Below are 15,969 nucleotides of genomic sequence, written 5' to 3' on the forward strand. Positions count from 1 at the left end.
CAGCACAGCCCGCCCGCCAGCCGATGGAGCCCATCGTCGTGCCGGCCGGGACGACGGCCGCCGACGCGGTCGGCGCGGCCGGCCTGCCGGGCGCCGGCCCCAAGGCGATCGTCGTGGTGCGGGAGACCACCGGCCAGGACGCCGGGAAGTTGCGCGACCTGGACTGGGTCCCCGCCGCCGACACCACCGTCGAGCCGGTCAGCGTCGACTCCCCAGACGGCCTCACCGTGCTGCGACACTCGACCGCGCACGTGCTGGCCCAGGCGGTGCAGGACCTGTTTCCCGAGGCGAAGCTCGGCATCGGCCCGCCGATCGAGAACGGCTTCTACTACGACTTCGCCGTCGACCGCCCGTTCCAGCCGGACGATCTCGCCAAGCTCGAGAAGCGGATGCAGGAGATCGTCAAGTCCGGCCAGCGGTTCCGCCGCCGCCGGTTCGCCAGCCTCGACGAGGCCAGGGCCGAGCTGGCGGCCGAGCCGTTCAAGCTGGAGTTGGTGGACGTCAAGGGCGACGGTCTCGACTCGTCCGAGGTGATGGAGGTCGGCGGCGGCGAGCTGACCATCTACGACAACCTGGCCGGCGGCGAGGACAAGGTCTGCTGGTCTGACCTGTGCCGCGGTCCGCACCTGCCGAACACCCGGCTGATCGGCGCCTTCAAGCTGATGCGTTCGGCCGCCGCGTACTGGCGGGGTTCGGAGAAGAACCCCCAACTCCAGCGGGTGTACGGGACGGCCTGGCCGACCCGGGACGCGCTCAAGGCGTACCTGAAACTGCTGGAGGAGGCGGCCCGCCGTGACCACCGCAAGCTCGGCGCGGACCTGGACCTGTTCAGCTTTCCCGAGGAGATCGGGTCCGGGCTCGCGGTGTTCCACCCGAAGGGCGGGATCATCCGCCGTGAGCTGGAGAACTACTCGCGGATCAAGCACGAGCAGGCCGGGTACGAGTTCGTCAACACCCCGCACATCACCAAGGAACAGCTGTTCCTGACCTCCGGGCACCTGCCGTACTACGCGGACACCATGTTCCCGCCCATGCACCTGGAGGGCGCGGACTACTACCTCAAGGCGATGAACTGCCCGATGCACTGCCTGATCTTCCGGGCGCGTGGGCGGTCCTACCGGGAGCTGCCGCTGCGGCTGTTCGAGTTCGGCACCGTCTACCGGTACGAGAAGTCCGGAGTGGTGCACGGGCTGACCCGGGTGCGCGGGCTGACCATGGACGACTCGCACATCTTCTGCACCCGGGAGCAGATGGCCGACGAGCTGAAGTCGCTGCTGCGGTTCGTCCTCGACCTGCTCCGCGACTACGGCCTCGACGACTTCTACCTGGAGCTGTCCACCCGCGACGATTCGCCGAAGTTCATCGGCTCCGACGAGGACTGGGCGGCCGCCACGGCGGCGCTGGAATCGGCGGCCGAGGAGTCCGGCCTGGACCTGGTGCCCGATCCGGGTGGAGCCGCCTTCTACGGCCCGAAGATCTCCGTGCAGGCCAAGGACGCCATCGGACGGACCTGGCAGATGTCCACCATCCAGGTCGACTTCAACTTCCCGAAGCGGTTCGACCTCGAATACCAGGCGGCCGATGGCACCCGGCAGCGGCCCGTGATGATCCATCGGGCGCTGTTCGGGTCGATCGAGCGGTTCTTCGGCGTGCTCACCGAGCACTACGCCGGTGCGTTCCCGGCGTGGCTGTCGCCGGTGCAGGTGGTCGGCATCCCGATCCGCGAGGAGCACGTGGCGCACCTGCACGAGTTCGTCCGGCTGTTGCGCGCCGAGGGCATCCGGGCCGAGGTCGACACCTCCGACGACCGGATGCAGAAGAAGATCCGTACGGCGCAGCAGCAGAAGATTCCATTCATGGCGATCGCCGGCGACGACGACGTGGCGGCGGGCGCCGTGTCCTTCCGCTACCGGGACGGGTCGCAGCGCAACGGCGTGCCGATGGCCGAGGCGGTGGCGCACGTGGTGGATGTCGTCCGGTCCCGCGCGAACGCCGGTCCGTCAGCGGAGCAGGCCGGTTCGGGTCCGGCGGCTGGTGGCTCGGCCGGTTCCGGTCCGGCGACCGCCGTGGGATCGCCGGCGTGACTGGCGCGCGGCACCCGGACACCGGGTTGGCGGACGGGCTGGAGCGGCTCTGGACGCCGCACCGGATGACGTACATCTCCGGGCAGGACCGGCCGGCCGAGGGCTACGAAAAGCCGGCCGGCTGCCCGTTCTGCCTGGCGCCCGACCGAGCCGGGGCGGACAGCCTGGTTGTCACCCGCGGCGAGGTGGCGTACGCGGTGCTCAACCTCTACCCGTACAACCCCGGTCACCTGCTGATCTGCCCGTACCGGCACGTCGCGGACTACACGGAGCTGACGGCGCCGGAGACGGCGGAACTGGCCGCCCTCACCCAGCGGGCGATGGCGGTGGTCCGCTCGGTGAGTGGCGCGCACGGGTTCAACATCGGGATGAACCAGGGCGGTGTCGCGGGCGCCGGGATCGCCGCTCACCTGCACCAGCACGTGGTGCCGCGGTGGGGCGGGGATGCCAATTTCATGCCGGTGATCGGCCAGACCAAGGTGCTGCCGCAGTTGCTCGCCGACACCCGGGACCTGCTCGCCGGCGCCTGGCACACCGGCTAACGATGCCCGGCCCTCGGCAGCCCCTTGATCGACTCGATGTGCGGCATGTCGCGGGATCGCGACCGCGTCAACCACTCGACGTGCCGCACATCGAGTTGATCAGGGAGTGGTTGGGTGGCGGGCCGCGGGTCAGCCGGGTCGTCCGGGTCGTGGTCCGGCGGCGGACGCGGGTCAGCCGGGTCGTGGTCCGGCAGGGTCCGCGGTGAGCGCCGGCACCAGCTCCGCCCAGCCTTCCACCCGGTGTACGCCGGGCAGATGGATCGAGTGCGCCGCGACCTCGGTGTCCCGTGGGCGGAACAGGAACCGGTGCGGCACGGAGGTCAGGTAGGACAGCACCTCCAGCCGGTCGTCGACAAAGTGGGTAAGCCCGAGATCCCGGGCGATCGGCGCCTTGTCGGGCCGGTGCCGGCAGAACCGTACCCGCTCCGGCGGGATGCCGGTCTGGTGGTGGAAGTCGTGGTGGGCGAGCCACTCCAGAGTGCGTCGTTGGGTCTGCTCGCCGCACTTGGAGACCAGCCAGATCCGCTCGCCGAAGGTCCCGGCGAGCGCGGCGAGCCCGTCGAAGGCACCGGGCATCTGCGGCGTACGCAGGTAGTTGCCGCCGAAGAACGACGTGTCGGCGTCGTCGTCGGCCGGTTGGATGATGACGCCACCGATGTCCACACCGAGCCGGTTGGTCTCGTCGAGTGCCCGCACAGCGATGATCGTGCCCGCTCGCGCGCCACCGCGCCATCGACAAAAGTGTTGATCAAGAGGTCGGCGGGTGATTCAGAGATCGAAAAGCCCGCTAACCTTTTGATCAACTGGGGGAGGGATGGGGTTCGGGCTGCCTGGGTCAGTGGCCGGCGCGGGTGGCGTGTTCTTTGCGTACCTGCTCGACCAGGTGGGACGGCATCGGCTCGTAGCGGGCGAACGAGCGCCGGAAGGTGCCCGCTCCCGAGGTCATCGAGCGCAGCTCGACCGCGTACCGGACCAGTTCGGTGGCCGGCACCTCGGCGCGGACGAATGTGCGTTCGGTGCCGGCCGGGTCGGCCTCGGTGCCCAGCACCCGCCCCCGTCGACCGGACATGTCGCTCATCACCGCCCCGACGAAGCTGTCGGGCACCCGGATCACCACCTCGTCCACCGGTTCGAGGAGGGTGACCTGGCCCTTCTCCGCCGCGTCGCGCAACGCCAGCGAACCGGCGGTCTGGAACGCGGCGTCGGACGAGTCGACGCTGTGCGCCTTGCCGTCGACCAGGGTCACCAACAGATCGACCACCGGGTAACCGGCCACGATGCCGCGTTCCATCTGGGCCCGGACGCCCTTGTCGACCGAGGGGATGTAGTTGTGCGGCACGGCGCCGCCCACCACCCGGTCGGCGAACTCGTATCCCGATCCGCGCGGCAGTGGCTCGACCTCGATGTCGCAGACCGCGTACTGGCCGTGTCCGCCGGACTGCTTGACGTGCCGGCCGTGCCCCTTGGAGGCGACGGAGAACGTTTCGCGCAGGGCCACCCGCACCGGTTCGGTGTCGAGGTCGACGCCACCGCCCCGCAACCGGTCCAGCACCACGTCCGCGTGTGCCTCACCCATGCACCACAGCACCAACTGGTGGGTCTCCGGATTGCGTTCCAGCCGCATCGTCGGGTCACCGGCGACCAGCCGGGCCAGGTTCTTGGCCAGCGCGTCCTCGTCAGCGCGGCTCTTGGCCACGACCGCCACGGGCAGCAGCGGCTCGGGCATCTCCCAGGGGGCGATCAGCATCGGGTTGTCCTTGACCGACAGGGTGTCCCCGGTCTCGGCGGTGCCCGACTTGGTGATCGCACAGATGTCGCCGGCGACGCACTGACCCACCTCACGCAGCGCGGCGCCGAGCGGGCTGTACACGTGCCCGATCCGCTCGTCCGCGTCGTGGTCGGGGTGGCCCCGGTCGGCCATGCCGTGCCCGGCGACGTGAACCGTCTGCTCGGGCCGCAGGGTGCCGGAGAACACGCGTACCAGGGAGACCCGGCCGACGTGCCGGTCGATTGTGGTTTTCACCACCTCGGCGACCAGCGGGCCGTTCGGGTCGCAGGTCAGCGGGTCGCGCGGCGAGCCGTCCAGCCCGGTGACCGCCGGCAGGTCGTGTTCCAACGGGGTGGGGAACGCCGAGGTGAGCACCTCCAGCAGCGCGTCGATCCCGACGCCGGTTTCGGCGCACACCGGCACCACCGGATAGAAGTGGCCGCGGGCGACCGCCTTTTCCAGGTCTTCGACGAGCACCTCCACCTCGATGTCCTCGCCGCCGAGGTACCGGTCCATCAGCGTCTCGTCCTCGCTCTCCGCGATGACGCCCTCGATGAGCTCGTTGCGGGCCTCGACGATGGCCGGCAGGTGCTCGGGGTCGGGCTCGCGGACCTCGGCCGGCAGCCCGGCCGAGTAGTCGAACACCCGCCGGGTGATCAGACCGAGCAGGCCCACCACGGACTCGCCGTCGTCGCCCAACATGGGCAGGTACAGCGGCAGCACATTGTCGCCGAAGACGCGCTGGCACAGGGCCACGGTCTCGTCGAAGTCGGCCCGCTGGTGATCCAACCGGCCCACCGCCACGGCCCGCGGCATGCCCACCGCGGCACACTCCTCCCAGAGTGCGGCGGTGGCGGCGTCCATCCCGTCGACCGCGGAGACGACGAACAGCGCCGCGTCCGCGGCGCGCAGCCCGGCCCGCAGTTCCCCCACGAAGTCCGCGTAACCCGGCGTGTCGAGCAGGTTCACCTTGATCCCCTGGTGTGTCAGGGGCGCGCAGGCCAACGCGACCGAACGCTGCTGGCGGACGGCGGCGGGGTCGTGATCGCAGATCGTGGTGCCCTCGGTGACGCTCCCGGCCCGACTGATCGTCCCGGTGGCGGCGAGCAGCGCCTCCACAAGCGTCGTCTTGCCGGCGCCGGAATGTCCGACCAGCACCACGTTGCGGACCCTGCCGGGTTCGTCCACCACCGGCGCGGAGCCGGTGACCCCCTTCTCCTGACTCTTCTGCGCCATCGGCGCACCTCCCTAGCCGGTGGATGGTAGCGACCGCCTGCTGAGATCCCACACCTCGTACGGGGGTGGACACAACCCCACGGAGCGAACTCAACACCAAGGGCCATATCCGCCGGCCCGCGGCGCCCGTTATGGTGGGGACCGCCATGGCGAAGATCTTCCAAGTGACCGCTCGTGCCGCGCTGACCCGCGTCGTCGAGCCGCTCGCCCGTGTCCTGCTGCGCGCGGGAGTCTCCCCGAACGCCGTCACCGTGACCGGCACGGCCGGCGTGCTGGTCGGCGCGCTCGGCTTCGGCGCCCGCGGGCAACTCGTCGCGGGTGCGGTGATCGTGACATTTTTCGCGCTGACCGACCTGCTCGACGGCACCATGGCCCGGATGCGCGGCGGTTCGTCGCGGTTCGGCGCGTTCCTCGATTCGAGCATGGACCGGGTGGCCGACGGGGCGGTGTTCGGCGCCGTCACCTACTGGTTGGCCACCCGGGACGACCATCTCGGGGTGGCGCTCGGCCTGACCTGCCTGGTCACCGGCCAGCTGGTGTCGTACGTGAAGGCTCGCGCCGAAGGGCTGGGTCTGACCGCAAACGTCGGTATCGCCGAACGGACCGAGCGCCTGATCATCGTCGGGATCGGCGGTCTGCTCACCGGCGCCGGGGTCGGCTGGGGTCTGGCGGCCTCACTCGCCGTGCTCGCGGTGCTGTCGATCGTGACGATCGGGCAGCGGGTGGCCCACATCTACCGGGCCGCCGAGCGGGCCGACGCGGAGGACATCTCCACATGAACATCGCCGACCTCGGCTACGCGGCGGCGTGGCGGCTGACCCGGACGTTGCCCCGGCCGGTGGCCGCGGCGGCGTTCGCAGCGGGCGCCGACCAGGCGTACCGCCGTCGGGGACGCGGCGTGCTGCGCCTGGCCGGCAACCTGCGCCGGGTGATCGGGCCGGAGCCGTCCGAGGCCGAGCTGGACGATCTGGTACGCCGGGGGATGCGCTCGTACGCGCGCTACTTCATGGAGGCGTTCCGGCTGCCGGCGCTGACCCGCGAGCAGGTGCGCATCGGTTTCCGGCTGGACGGCGAGGAGGTGCTCGCCGCCGACGTGGCGGCCGGCCGCGGCGCGGTGGTGGCGCTGCCGCACGCCGGTAACTGGGACGCCGCCGGCGCCTGGGTGGCGGCGATGGGCTGGCCGCTCGCCACGGTCGCTGAGCGGCTCAAGCCGGAAAGCGTCTACCAGCGGTTCCTCGATTTCCGGCGCGGGCTCGGAATGGAGATCGTCCCGCTCACCGGGGGCGAGCAGGCGCCCATCGAGGTGCTGTGCGACCGGCTGGCCAAGGGGTACGTCGTCCCCCTGCTCGCTGACCGGGATCTGTCCGCCCGGGGCATACCTGTGGATTTCTTCGGTGGTCGGACCCGGATGCCGGCCGGTCCGGCGCTGCTCGCCCTGCGCACCGGCGCCCCGCTCTACACCGCGGAGATGTGGTTCGAGCCGGATGCGCCGTGTGCCCGGTTGGTCGGTCCGATCTCGGTCCCTGACCCGGGGACCGGCACGCTCGCCGAACGGGTGGCGGTGCTGACCCAACGGATCGCAGACCAGCTGGCCGCCGGAATCGCCGCCCATCCGGAAGACTGGCACATGTTGCAGCGGCTGTGGTTGGACGTGCCGGAGACAGCCGGACCGGCGGGCTCGACAGCCGGACCGGCGGGCTCGACAGCCGACCCGACCGGGTCGTTGGAATCGTCCTCCGGCCCGCCCGGCGCTTCGGGCCCGGCCTGACGGGGGAGGTCCTGTGCGGATCGGCATCGTCTGCCCGTACTCGTTCGACGTGCCCGGCGGCGTGCAGGGCCACGTGTCCGATCTCGCGGAGGCGCTGATCGCACTCGGCCACGAGGTGAGCGTGCTGGCCCCGGCCGACGAGGACGCGCCGCTGCCGGCGTACGTCGTGCCGGCTGGTCGTTCGGTGCCGCTGCCGTACAACGGATCGGTGGCCCGGATCGCGTTCGGTCCGGTCTCCACGGCCCGGGTCCGGCGGTGGCTGGCGCGCGGCGACTTCGACGTGCTGCACGTGCACGAGCCGCTGACGCTGAGCATCTCGTTGCTGGCGGTGCTGTCGGCGCGCGGACCGGTGGTGGCGACCTTCCATACCGCGATGACCCGATCCCGGGCGCTGGCCGCCGCCCAGGGCATCCTGCAACTCGTCCTCGAGAAGATCACCGCTCGGATAGCGGTGAGCGCACTGGCCCGCCGGGTGCAGGTCGAACACCTGGACGGGGGCGCTGTCGAGATTCCCAACGGGGTGGCGGTGGCCAAGTTCGCCACCGCCGAGCCGCTGCCCGGCTGGCCCGGACCGGGCGGCGGCACGGCGGGGGGGACCACACCTGGCGGTGCGGACGGCGCGGGTCGTTCGGGCGGTGCGGACGGCTCGGACGGTGGGGGAGCGCTGGGCTTCCTGGGCCGGTTCACCGAGCCGCGTAAGGGCTTCGGCATCCTGCGCGAGGCGTTCCTGCCGTTGGCCCGGGCCCGCCCCGGGCTGCGACTGCTGGTGGCCGGGCCCGGTGAGGCGGCCGACCTGTACGCGGGCGTGCCGGCCGACCTGCGCGACCGGATCACCTTTCTGGGCAAGGTCAGCGAGGAGGACAAGGCCCGGATGCTGCGCAGCGTCGACCTGTACGTGGCCCCGAACACCGGCGGGGAGTCGTTCGGGATGATTCTCACCGAGGCGATGGCGGCCGGTACCACAGTGGTCGCCAGTGATCTGGACGCGTTCCGTCGGGTGCTGGACGGTGGCCGCGCCGGTCGGCTGTTTCCCACCGGCGACGCCGCGGCGCTGTCCGCGGCGCTGGGGGAACTGCTCGACGATCCCGCGACCCGCTCGGAGTTGTCGGACCGCGCCCGGAAGGTGGTCGCCGCGTACGACTGGCCGGTGGTGGCGCGCCGGGTGCTGGAGGTGTACGAGACGGCGATCGAGGCCACCGACGGCAGGGTGATCGACGAGGAGTGGACCGGGCCCCGGTGACGGGCCTGATCGACGAGGAGTGACCGCACCCGGGTGACGGGTGTCCGGGTGACGGGTGTCCCCAGGCTGGTTGGGGGAACCCGGCGGGGATCGCGGGGGGAGGGGCGACACTACGATGCCGGGCATGTGGTGGCTGGTGGGCGGTTGCGTCCTGCTCGTCCTGGTGTCGGCGTACCTGGCCTGGACGGCGGCCCGGGTCGATCGGCTGCACCTGCGGGTGGCGGCGGCGGCCCGGGCGTTGGACGCGCATCTGGTCCGGCGGGGCGCGGCGGCCGCGGTGTTGGCCGAGGAGCGCTCCGGCACCGACCTGTACGCGGACGATCTGTACGTCGCTGCCCGGATCGCCCTGGATGCCGCTCCGGAGGACCGGGAGGCGGCCGAGAACGACCTGACCCGGCAGTTGCGGCGGGCTCCGTTGCGGGCCGACGATCCGGCGGCGGCGGGCGTCGTCGCGGCCAGCCGTCGGCTCGCGCTCGCTCGTCAGGTCCACACGGATCTGGTACGGGACGCGCTGTCCGCTCGCGACCGCCCGATCGTCCGACTGCTTCGGATGGCTCGGCGACACGAGCGCCCGCGCTACTTCGATATCGACGATCCCACGCTGGAACTGCAGCCCGACGTGTCGGTGGCCTGACCAGGCAACAACGAATGGGCCGTCCGCTCTCCCCACACCGCGGCTACCCCCAGGTACGTGCGCCTGCGACCAAGGTCACCCTCGATCCGGGATCCAGGGCCCTCAGCTGCCGGACGAGGGCCCTGGATCCCGGATCGAGGGTGACGTTGCGGGATGGGTGACCCGGTGACCCGGTGACCCGGGCGGCTCGGGGCGGGATGACCTGGACCACAGTGCAGGCCACCGGGGTTTGGATTGGCCGTCGGCCGGTGTTCCGATCGGTCGTAGCATCAGCCCCGACAAGCCCGAACATCGCCGTTGAGGAGCGCAGACCCGTGTCCGAGAGCACCCAACCGAGCACGCCCACCAGCCCCGTCGTCGGCACCGCCCGGGTCAAGCGCGGCATGGCCGAGATGCTCAAGGGCGGCGTGATCATGGATGTGGTCACCCCGGAGCAGGCGAAGATCGCCGAGGATGCCGGCGCGGTCGCGGTCATGGCGCTGGAGCGGGTGCCGGCCGATATCCGCGCTCAGGGTGGCGTCTCCCGGATGAGCGACCCGGACATGATCGACGGGATCATCAACGCGGTGTCCATCCCGGTGATGGCCAAGGCGCGGATCGGCCATTTCGTCGAGGCGCAGGTCCTGCAGGCGCTCGGCGTCGACTATGTCGACGAGTCCGAGGTGCTCACCCCGGCCGACTACGCCAACCACATCGACAAGTGGGCGTTCACCGTGCCGTTCGTCTGTGGTGCCACAAACCTCGGCGAGGCGCTGCGCCGGATCACCGAGGGCGCCGCCATGATCCGCTCCAAGGGTGAGGCCGGCACCGGGGACGTTTCCAACGCCACCACCCACATGCGGAAGATCCGGCAGGAGATCCGTCGCCTCCAGACGCTGCCGACCGACGAGCTCTTTGTCGCCGCCAAGGAGCTTCAGGCGCCGTACGAGCTGGTCAAGGAGGTGGCCGAGGCGGGCAAGCTGCCGGTGGTGCTGTTCACCGCGGGCGGTATCGCCACCCCGGCGGACGCGGCGATGATGATGCAGCTCGGCGCGGAGGGCGTGTTCGTCGGCTCGGGCATCTTCAAGTCCGGCAACCCGGCACAGCGGGCCGCCGCGATCGTCAAGGCGACCACCTTCCACGACGACCCGGACGTCCTGGCGAAGGTCTCGCGCGGGCTGGGCGAGGCGATGGTCGGCATCAACGTCGACGACATCCCGGTGCCGCACCGCCTGGCCGACCGCGGCTGGTGACGTCAGGAAGGGCACCCTCCGAGTCTTTCCGCACGGAGGGGACCCTGCTTACCGGATACGGAGGGGACCAGCGGTGATCGGCGTACTCGCCTTGCAGGGTGACGTCCGGGAGCACGTCCGCGCCCTGACCGAGGTGGGCGCCGCCGCTCGCCCGGTCCGCCGCCCGGCCGAGCTGGACGATGTGGCCGGGCTCGTGATCCCCGGCGGCGAGTCGACCACCATGAGCAAGCTGGCCGACGTGTTCGAGGTCCGCGACCCGATCCGCAAGCGGATCGCGTCCGGCATGCCGGTGTACGGCTCCTGTGCCGGCATGATCATGCTGGCCACCGAGGTGCTGGACGGCCGCCCGGACCAGCGCGGCTTCGACGGCATCGAGATGACGGTGCGACGCAACGCGTTCGGCCGGCAGGTGGACTCGTTCGAGGCGCCGGTGGAGATCGCCGGGGTGCCCGGGCCGCCGTTCCACGCGGTCTTCATCCGGGCACCCTGGGTGGAGCGGGTCGGTGCCGACGTGGCGGTGCTGGGCCGGGTCACCGACGGGCCGGCCGCCGGGCGGATCGTCGCGGTCCGGCAGGGTAACCTGCTGGCCACGTCGTTTCACCCGGAGCTGACTGGTGACCTGCGGGTGCACGCCCTGTTCGCCGATCTGGTGAAGGCCGCCGGTTGAGCGGACGCCGGCGCCGCGGCGGAGGTGTTAACAAGAGGCCCGTTCCGTGTTGACAAGCACCACCTTTCCGGTGGCCGCCCGCCGTTCCAGGGCGGCGTGCGCGTCCGCGGCGCGGTGCAGCGGGAAGCGGGTGATCGGCGGCACCGGGCCGCCGGCCGCCGCCCGATCCAGTGCCCGGCCGGCCAGCTCCCGCCAGCCGCCGACCGGGGTGGCGTTCGGGCCGATCGCCCAGCTCGCGGTCAGTTGGCGGGTAACGAGATCGGTGGTGTCCAGTCGGGTCGGTTCCCCACTCGCCCACCCGTACAGCAGGATCCGCCCACGTCAGCGCCCCCGGGCCGCGACGGCCGGTCCGGTGCCGGTCCGCAGGGCACGCAGCGCGCCGCCCCAGGCGACCAGTTCGTCGACCATCGCGCGGAGCTTGTCCGGCTGGTTGCCGCTCGGGCGTACCTCGTCACCGGCGAAGTCCCTGGACAGCACCAGGGGCACCTGGCTGCGTACGTCGGCGAGCCTGAGTTCGCCCGCGACGAGCCGCAGGTGCTCGACGGCCCTGGTGCCGCCGTCAACGCCGTAGCTGACGAAACCAGCGGCCTTGTCGTTCCATTCGGCGAAGAGGAAGTCGAGCGCGTTCTTCAGGACGCCGGATGTCGAGTGGTTGTACTCGGGGGTGACGAAGATGTACGCGTCGTACCCGGCGATCGTCGCTGACCAGTCCCGGGTGTGCGGGTTGAAGTACTTGCCCATCATCGGCGGCACCGGCTCGTCGAGGTGGGGCAGCGGGTGGTCGGCGAGATCCACGATGTCGACGGTGGCGTCGTCGTGCCGGGCGAGCCCGGCGACCCACCGGGCGACCGTGGCGGCCCTGCGGCCGGGGCGGGTGCTGCCGACGCCGACGGTCGGGCCGATCGCGGGGGCGAGGGTGACCGCGATGCCGAGGGTCGCCATCACCCGACCGAGCCGGCGTGGGCCGACGGCCCGGCCGAGGATCGTCTGCCCGGCCGGGATGAGCAGGCCGGCGGTGGCGCCCTGGGCGATCCGGGCGGCGATCAGCCAGCGGATGTCGGTGGCGACCGCGCAGAGCGCCGAGGTGACGGTGAATCCGGCGAGGGCGGCCAGCCAGAGCCGGCCGACGCCGATCCGCCGGCCGAGCCAGCCGCAGGCGGGCAGGGACATGGCCATCGCGACGAGGTACGCGGTGGCGACCCACTGCGTCGTGTCGATGCCGGCGTCCAGGTCGTGGGCGATGGCGCCCATTCCCACCGAGACGATCGACGCGTCGAGGCCACTCATGAACGCCCCGAAGACGATGACCAGCGCAAGCCGCCAGGTCCGCCAGGGGATCGGTGGCTCGGTCATCCGGTACCCTCCCTGACAATGTTGGTCCGTCCAACGTTGGCCTGGCCAACATAACAAGCGATTGGTCAGGCCAACAATCGAGGTAGGGTGTGGGAGTGACCACCAAGCCCATCCAGCCCGCCCCCGGACCGCCCGAGCGGCTCCGTTGCCAGCCGAGTTGGCTTGTCAACCACGTGGGCATCCCGGCGAATCGGCTGGTCGTCGAGCGGTTGGGCCGCCCCGGTGCGCGATCCGACTACGCGATCCTGGCTGCCCTGGCGGAGTTTGGCCCGGTGAGCCAGGCCACCCTCGGCCGTCGGTTGGGAATGGACCGCAGCGACGTGACCGGTGTGCTCGACAGCCTTCAGGAGCGGGGACATGTGGTGCGGACCGTCGACCCCGACGACCGGCGGCGGAACGCGGTAAGCATCACCGACTCCGGGCGGGATGCCCTCCACCTGCTCGACACGGAACTCGACGCCGCGCAGGACGCCCTACTCGCGCCGCTGAGTCAGCACGAACGGGAACAGTTCGTGGCACTGCTGCAACGGCTCGTCGACCACCACACCAGCCGACAGTCAGCCGGCGACGGCACGTAACTGACCGGGGCGTCGTCCGAGGAGCAGATCCAGCTTGGCTGCCGACCCGGCGTCGGCCGGCAGGTGGACGACGATCCGCTGGTGGGCTGCCTCGGCGACATCCAGCGTCTCGTACGCCAGACGCAGCGGCCCCACCTCCGGGTGCCGCATCGTCCGGACGCCCGTCCGGGGGGCGGCGACCGGGCGTCGTCGCCACCGGTCGGTGAAGGGCGCGCCCACCGTGCGGGCCAGCCGGTCGGCGAACTGGTCGGTGGCGGGATCGCCCCGGCGCAGCCGGTGCAGCTCGGTGACCTGCTGGTCGACCAGCAGGTCGCGGTCCGGGAAGTGGTCGCGGGCCCGGTCGTCGGTGAGCGCGAACCACAGCAGGTTCGGCCGGTCCCCGTCCAGCAGCCCGATCGGGCGGGCCAGCCGGTCGTAGGCGTCGTTCCAGGCCAGCAGGTCGGCGAGCTGGTTGCACAGGTAGGCGGGCGTGTCCCGCAACGCGTCGAGCACCGCCCTGGTGGTCGGGCGGACGGTCCGCGCGGCCCGTGGTCGCTGGTCGGGGCACAACTGGCGGCGATGGCCGACCGTGGCGAGCTGCTGGAGGTACTCGCGGTCGGCCTCGTCGAGGAGCAGCGCGTCGGCGAGGGCGCCGAGGATCTCGGGTGACGGCCGGGTGTCCCGGCCCTGTTCGAGGCGGATCAGGTATTCCACGCTCACCTGGGCCAGGGTGGCCAGCTCCGATCGGCGCAGTCCGGGGGCGCGGCGGCGGGGTCCCGCCACCAGGCCGACCCGATCCGGTGGCAGGGCCTCCCGGCGGCTACGCAGGAACGCGCCCAGTTCGCCGTCCATCACCCGCCCAGTGTGGCACCAGGTTGTCGCGCGATGGTGGCCCGGACAGGGCCACCATCGCGCCGGCCTCCCGGCCGTCCCGGGGGGCGGCCGATGATCGTCGGCATGGAAAGCACGAACAACACCCGACCGATCCGGATCGGTCTGATCGTCGGTAGTACCCGCCCCGGCCGCCGTGGCGCCGCCGTCGCCCGCTGGGCGGAGCGGGTCGCCGCCCAGCATCCGGAGGTACGGACCGGTGCCGCCGAGATCGAGCTGATCGACCTGGCGGACCTGGCCCTGCCGATGCTGGACGAGCCGGTACCCGCGATGTTCGCCGACTACCGGATGCCGCACACCCACCGCTGGAGCGGCGTGGTGAACGCCTACGACGGGTTCGTCGTCGTCACCGCCGAGTACAACCACTCGGTCCCGGCCGCGCTCAAGAACGCCATCGACTTCCTGTACGCCGAGTGGAACGACAAGGTCGTCGGCCTGCTCAGCTACGGCGTGCAGGGCGGCAGCCGGGCGGCCGATCACCTGCGGCTGATCCTGGCCGAGGTACGCGCGGTGGTGGTGCCCACCCAGGTCACAATGCCGATCTTCAGCGACTTCGACTTCTCCGGCTCCGACCCGAACGATCCAACCGCGCCGGGCACGATCAGGCCGGCGGACGGGCGGGAGGAGTCCCTGACGACCATGGTGACCGAGATCCTGACCTGGACCCGGGCTCTGCGCCTGGCCAGAGCGGACACCCCCGAGCTGGTGGGGTGACCGTGGACGCGATCTTCATCCAGTACCGGGTCCGGCCCGAGTGCCTCGACGGACACCTGGCCCTGCTCCGGTCCGTACAGGAGGAGGTGGCCCGGCGCCGGCCGGCCGGGCTGCGTCTGCTGACCCTCCGCCTGGCGGACGGGCGGACCTTCGTCGACGTGGCAATGGGTCCGGACCTGCCGGAACCGCTGCCGTCGTTGGAGTCGTTCCGCCGCTTCCGGGCCGACCTGGAGGAGCGCTGCGAGGAGCGGAGCATGTCCGAGGTGACGGTGCTCGGGTCGTACGGCTTCGGGGAGTGATCCGCCGGCCGGGCTCGTCGTCCAGGGATGACGGCCCGGGTCGGTGCCGTGCGGTGCGGCGCCGGCGCCGGTCGGTAGGATTGCGGAAATTCGGCAGGGCATCGGCCCGCCGCGGCTCTTTCCGGAGCCGACCGGCACCTCTCCGCGTGCGCCGGCGTGAGCGGGACATCAGGGGCGGTGCTGCCGGCAGGTAGCGACGGAGGTAATTGATGTCCGGCCACTCCAAGTGGGCGACGACCAAGCACAAGAAGGCGGTCATCGACGCCAAGCGCGGCAAGATGTTCGCCAAGCTGATCAAGAACGTCGAGGTGGCGGCCCGCACCGGCGGCGGCGACCCCGCCGGCAACCCCACGCTCTACGACGCCATCCAGAAGGCGAAGAAGAACTCCGTACCGAACGACAACATCGATCGCGCGGTCAAGCGTGGGTCCGGTCTTGAGGCCGGCGGCGCGGAGTACCAGACGATCATGTATGAGGGGTACGGTCCGAACGGTGTCGCGCTCCTGATCGAGTGCCTGACCGACAACCGCAACCGGGCCGCGACCGAGGTGCGGACCGCGCTGACCCGCAACGGCGGCTCGTTCGCCGACGCCGGCTCGGTGTCGTACATGTTCACCCGCAAGGGCGTGGTGATCGTGCCGAAGGGCGAGCTGATCGAGGACGACGTGCTGATGGCCGTCCTCGACGCGGGCGCGGAGGAGGTCAACGACCTGGGCGAGGCGTTCGAGGTGGTCTCCGAGCCGACTGATCTCGTCGCGGTGCGGACCGCGTTGCAGGACGCCGGCATCGAGTACGAGTCGGCCGAGTCGTCGCTGATCCCGAGCGTGAACGTGCCGCTCGACGAGGAGGGCGCGCGCAAGATCTTCAAGCTGATCGACGTGCTGGAGGACTGCGACGACGTGCAGAACGTCTTCGCGAACTTCGACGTGTCCGACGAGATCATGGCGGCCGTCGGCTGACGTCGGCCCCGACAGAACACGTCCC

At 71.3% G+C, this 15,969-nt stretch carries 16 protein-coding genes and 2 pseudogenes; 12 read left to right on the forward strand and 6 right to left on the reverse strand.

All coding sequences use genetic code 11. From position 1 onward, the window contains the following. Positions 1-23: 23 nt before the first annotated feature. Together thrS and ACFQUZ_RS02815 are read left to right on the forward strand one after the other, a co-directional pair. A pseudogene (thrS, locus tag ACFQUZ_RS02810) lies at positions 24-2,012 on the forward strand (threonine--tRNA ligase); the annotation flags it as partial. Positions 2,013-2,080: 68 nt separating this feature from the next. Further along, positions 2,081-2,626: an HIT family protein gene (locus ACFQUZ_RS02815; protein WP_377437272.1), complete on the forward strand. Its 546-nt coding sequence runs from the start codon at positions 2,081-2,083 to the stop codon at positions 2,624-2,626. 171 nt (positions 2,627-2,797) lie between these two features. On the opposite strand, the gene ACFQUZ_RS02820 is transcribed toward ACFQUZ_RS02815, so the two are convergent. Both ACFQUZ_RS02820 and ACFQUZ_RS02825 read right to left on the reverse strand, forming a co-directional pair. Next, positions 2,798-3,322, reverse strand: a complete 525-nt coding sequence (locus ACFQUZ_RS02820; RefSeq protein ID WP_377437273.1) for a hypothetical protein — start codon at positions 3,320-3,322, stop codon at positions 2,798-2,800. Positions 3,323-3,461: 139 nt separating this feature from the next. Then, positions 3,462-5,630, reverse strand: coding sequence for an elongation factor G-like protein EF-G2 (locus tag ACFQUZ_RS02825; RefSeq protein ID WP_377437274.1), 2,169 nt, complete (start codon positions 5,628-5,630; stop codon positions 3,462-3,464). Positions 5,631-5,776: 146 nt separating this feature from the next. Between ACFQUZ_RS02825 and pgsA the strand changes: the two genes are divergently transcribed. The 6 genes from pgsA (at position 5,777) to pdxT (ending at position 11,171) form a co-directional block, all read left to right on the forward strand. Next, positions 5,777-6,409, forward strand: a complete 633-nt coding sequence (gene pgsA / locus ACFQUZ_RS02830; protein ID WP_377437275.1) for a phosphatidylinositol phosphate synthase — start codon at positions 5,777-5,779, stop codon at positions 6,407-6,409. Beyond that, positions 6,406-7,398, forward strand: coding sequence for a phosphatidylinositol mannoside acyltransferase (locus ACFQUZ_RS02835; protein ID WP_377437276.1), 993 nt, complete (start codon positions 6,406-6,408; stop codon positions 7,396-7,398). Before pgsA ends, ACFQUZ_RS02835 begins: the two co-directional genes overlap by 4 nt. A 13-nt stretch (positions 7,399-7,411) precedes the next feature. Then, positions 7,412-8,638, forward strand: a complete 1,227-nt coding sequence (locus tag ACFQUZ_RS02840; RefSeq protein ID WP_377437277.1) for a glycosyltransferase family 4 protein — start codon at positions 7,412-7,414, stop codon at positions 8,636-8,638. Positions 8,639-8,753: 115 nt separating this feature from the next. Then, a complete protein-coding gene (locus ACFQUZ_RS02845; RefSeq protein WP_377437279.1) occupies positions 8,754-9,272 on the forward strand; it encodes a hypothetical protein in 519 nt (172 codons plus the stop codon). Between the two features lie 314 nt (positions 9,273-9,586). Further along, entirely contained in the window at positions 9,587-10,504 is a 918-nt protein-coding gene (gene pdxS, locus ACFQUZ_RS02850) for a pyridoxal 5'-phosphate synthase lyase subunit PdxS (RefSeq protein WP_377437281.1), read from the forward strand. Positions 10,505-10,577: 73 nt separating this feature from the next. After that, positions 10,578-11,171: a pyridoxal 5'-phosphate synthase glutaminase subunit PdxT gene (pdxT, locus tag ACFQUZ_RS02855; RefSeq protein WP_377437282.1), complete on the forward strand. Its 594-nt coding sequence runs from the start codon at positions 10,578-10,580 to the stop codon at positions 11,169-11,171. 27 nt (positions 11,172-11,198) lie between these two features. Here pdxT and ACFQUZ_RS02860 read toward each other — a convergent pair whose 3' ends face one another. The 3 genes and pseudogenes from ACFQUZ_RS02860 to ACFQUZ_RS02870 all read right to left on the reverse strand — a co-directional run. Further along, on the reverse strand, positions 11,199-11,483 hold the full coding sequence (locus ACFQUZ_RS02860; protein WP_377437493.1) for a zinc-binding dehydrogenase: 285 nt from the start codon (positions 11,481-11,483) through the stop codon (positions 11,199-11,201). 9 nt (positions 11,484-11,492) lie between these two features. Next, entirely contained in the window at positions 11,493-12,074 is a 582-nt protein-coding gene (locus ACFQUZ_RS02865) for an NADPH-dependent FMN reductase (protein ID WP_377437495.1), read from the reverse strand. Then, a pseudogene (locus ACFQUZ_RS02870) lies at positions 12,069-12,524 on the reverse strand (MFS transporter); the annotation flags it as partial. The gene ACFQUZ_RS02865 and the pseudogene ACFQUZ_RS02870, both read right to left, overlap by 6 nt. Positions 12,525-12,619: 95 nt before the next feature. Between ACFQUZ_RS02870 and ACFQUZ_RS02875 the strand changes: the two are divergent. Further along, the gene (locus tag ACFQUZ_RS02875; RefSeq protein WP_377437283.1) at positions 12,620-13,102 is read left to right on the forward strand and encodes a MarR family winged helix-turn-helix transcriptional regulator; all 483 of its coding nucleotides are present in this window, start codon (positions 12,620-12,622) and stop codon (positions 13,100-13,102) included. Here ACFQUZ_RS02875 and ACFQUZ_RS02880 read toward each other — a convergent pair. Continuing rightward, positions 13,082-13,933 carry a helix-turn-helix domain-containing protein gene (locus tag ACFQUZ_RS02880; RefSeq protein ID WP_377437497.1) on the reverse strand — a complete coding sequence of 284 codons (852 nt, stop codon included), beginning with the start codon at positions 13,931-13,933 and terminating at the stop codon, positions 13,082-13,084. The two genes, ACFQUZ_RS02875 and ACFQUZ_RS02880, sit on opposite strands and share 21 nt — an antisense overlap. 105 nt (positions 13,934-14,038) lie before the next feature. On the opposite strand from ACFQUZ_RS02880, the gene ACFQUZ_RS02885 reads away from it, so the two are divergent. The 3 genes from ACFQUZ_RS02885 to ACFQUZ_RS02895 all read left to right on the forward strand — a co-directional run bounded on the left by ACFQUZ_RS02885 (position 14,039) and on the right by ACFQUZ_RS02895 (position 15,944). Continuing rightward, positions 14,039-14,686 carry an NADPH-dependent FMN reductase gene (locus ACFQUZ_RS02885; protein ID WP_377437284.1) on the forward strand — a complete coding sequence of 216 codons (648 nt, stop codon included), beginning with the start codon at positions 14,039-14,041 and terminating at the stop codon, positions 14,684-14,686. Beyond that, positions 14,683-14,985 (forward strand): hypothetical protein, encoded by a 303-nt coding sequence (locus ACFQUZ_RS02890; RefSeq protein ID WP_377437285.1) that lies wholly within the window; start codon positions 14,683-14,685, stop codon positions 14,983-14,985. Before ACFQUZ_RS02885 ends, ACFQUZ_RS02890 begins: the two co-directional genes overlap by 4 nt. A 209-nt stretch (positions 14,986-15,194) precedes the next feature. Beyond that, positions 15,195-15,944, forward strand: coding sequence for a YebC/PmpR family DNA-binding transcriptional regulator (locus ACFQUZ_RS02895; protein WP_377437286.1), 750 nt, complete (start codon positions 15,195-15,197; stop codon positions 15,942-15,944). The last annotated feature ends 25 nt before the right edge of the window (positions 15,945-15,969 follow it).

It is taken from the genome of Plantactinospora sp. GCM10030261 (assembly GCF_042666615.1).
In the GTDB taxonomy this organism is placed as follows: domain Bacteria; phylum Actinomycetota; class Actinomycetes; order Mycobacteriales; family Micromonosporaceae; genus KBS50.

Excerpts from the sequence above, each read along its gene's own strand:
- ACFQUZ_RS02885 (WP_377437284.1), top strand. The coding sequence starts at position 14,039 with ATGGAAAGCACGAACAACACCCGACCGATCCGGATCGGTCTGATCGTC.
- ACFQUZ_RS02880 (WP_377437497.1), bottom strand. The coding sequence starts at position 13,933 with ATGGACGGCGAACTGGGCGCGTTCCTGCGTAGCCGCCGGGAGGCCCTG.
- ACFQUZ_RS02845 (WP_377437279.1), top strand. The coding sequence starts at position 8,754 with ATGCCGGGCATGTGGTGGCTGGTGGGCGGTTGCGTCCTGCTCGTCCTG.
- ACFQUZ_RS02895 (WP_377437286.1), top strand. The coding sequence starts at position 15,195 with ATGTCCGGCCACTCCAAGTGGGCGACGACCAAGCACAAGAAGGCGGTC.
- ACFQUZ_RS02825 (WP_377437274.1), bottom strand. The coding sequence starts at position 5,630 with ATGGCGCAGAAGAGTCAGGAGAAGGGGGTCACCGGCTCCGCGCCGGTG.
- pgsA (WP_377437275.1), top strand. The coding sequence starts at position 5,777 with ATGGCGAAGATCTTCCAAGTGACCGCTCGTGCCGCGCTGACCCGCGTC.
- ACFQUZ_RS02835 (WP_377437276.1), top strand. The coding sequence starts at position 6,406 with ATGAACATCGCCGACCTCGGCTACGCGGCGGCGTGGCGGCTGACCCGG.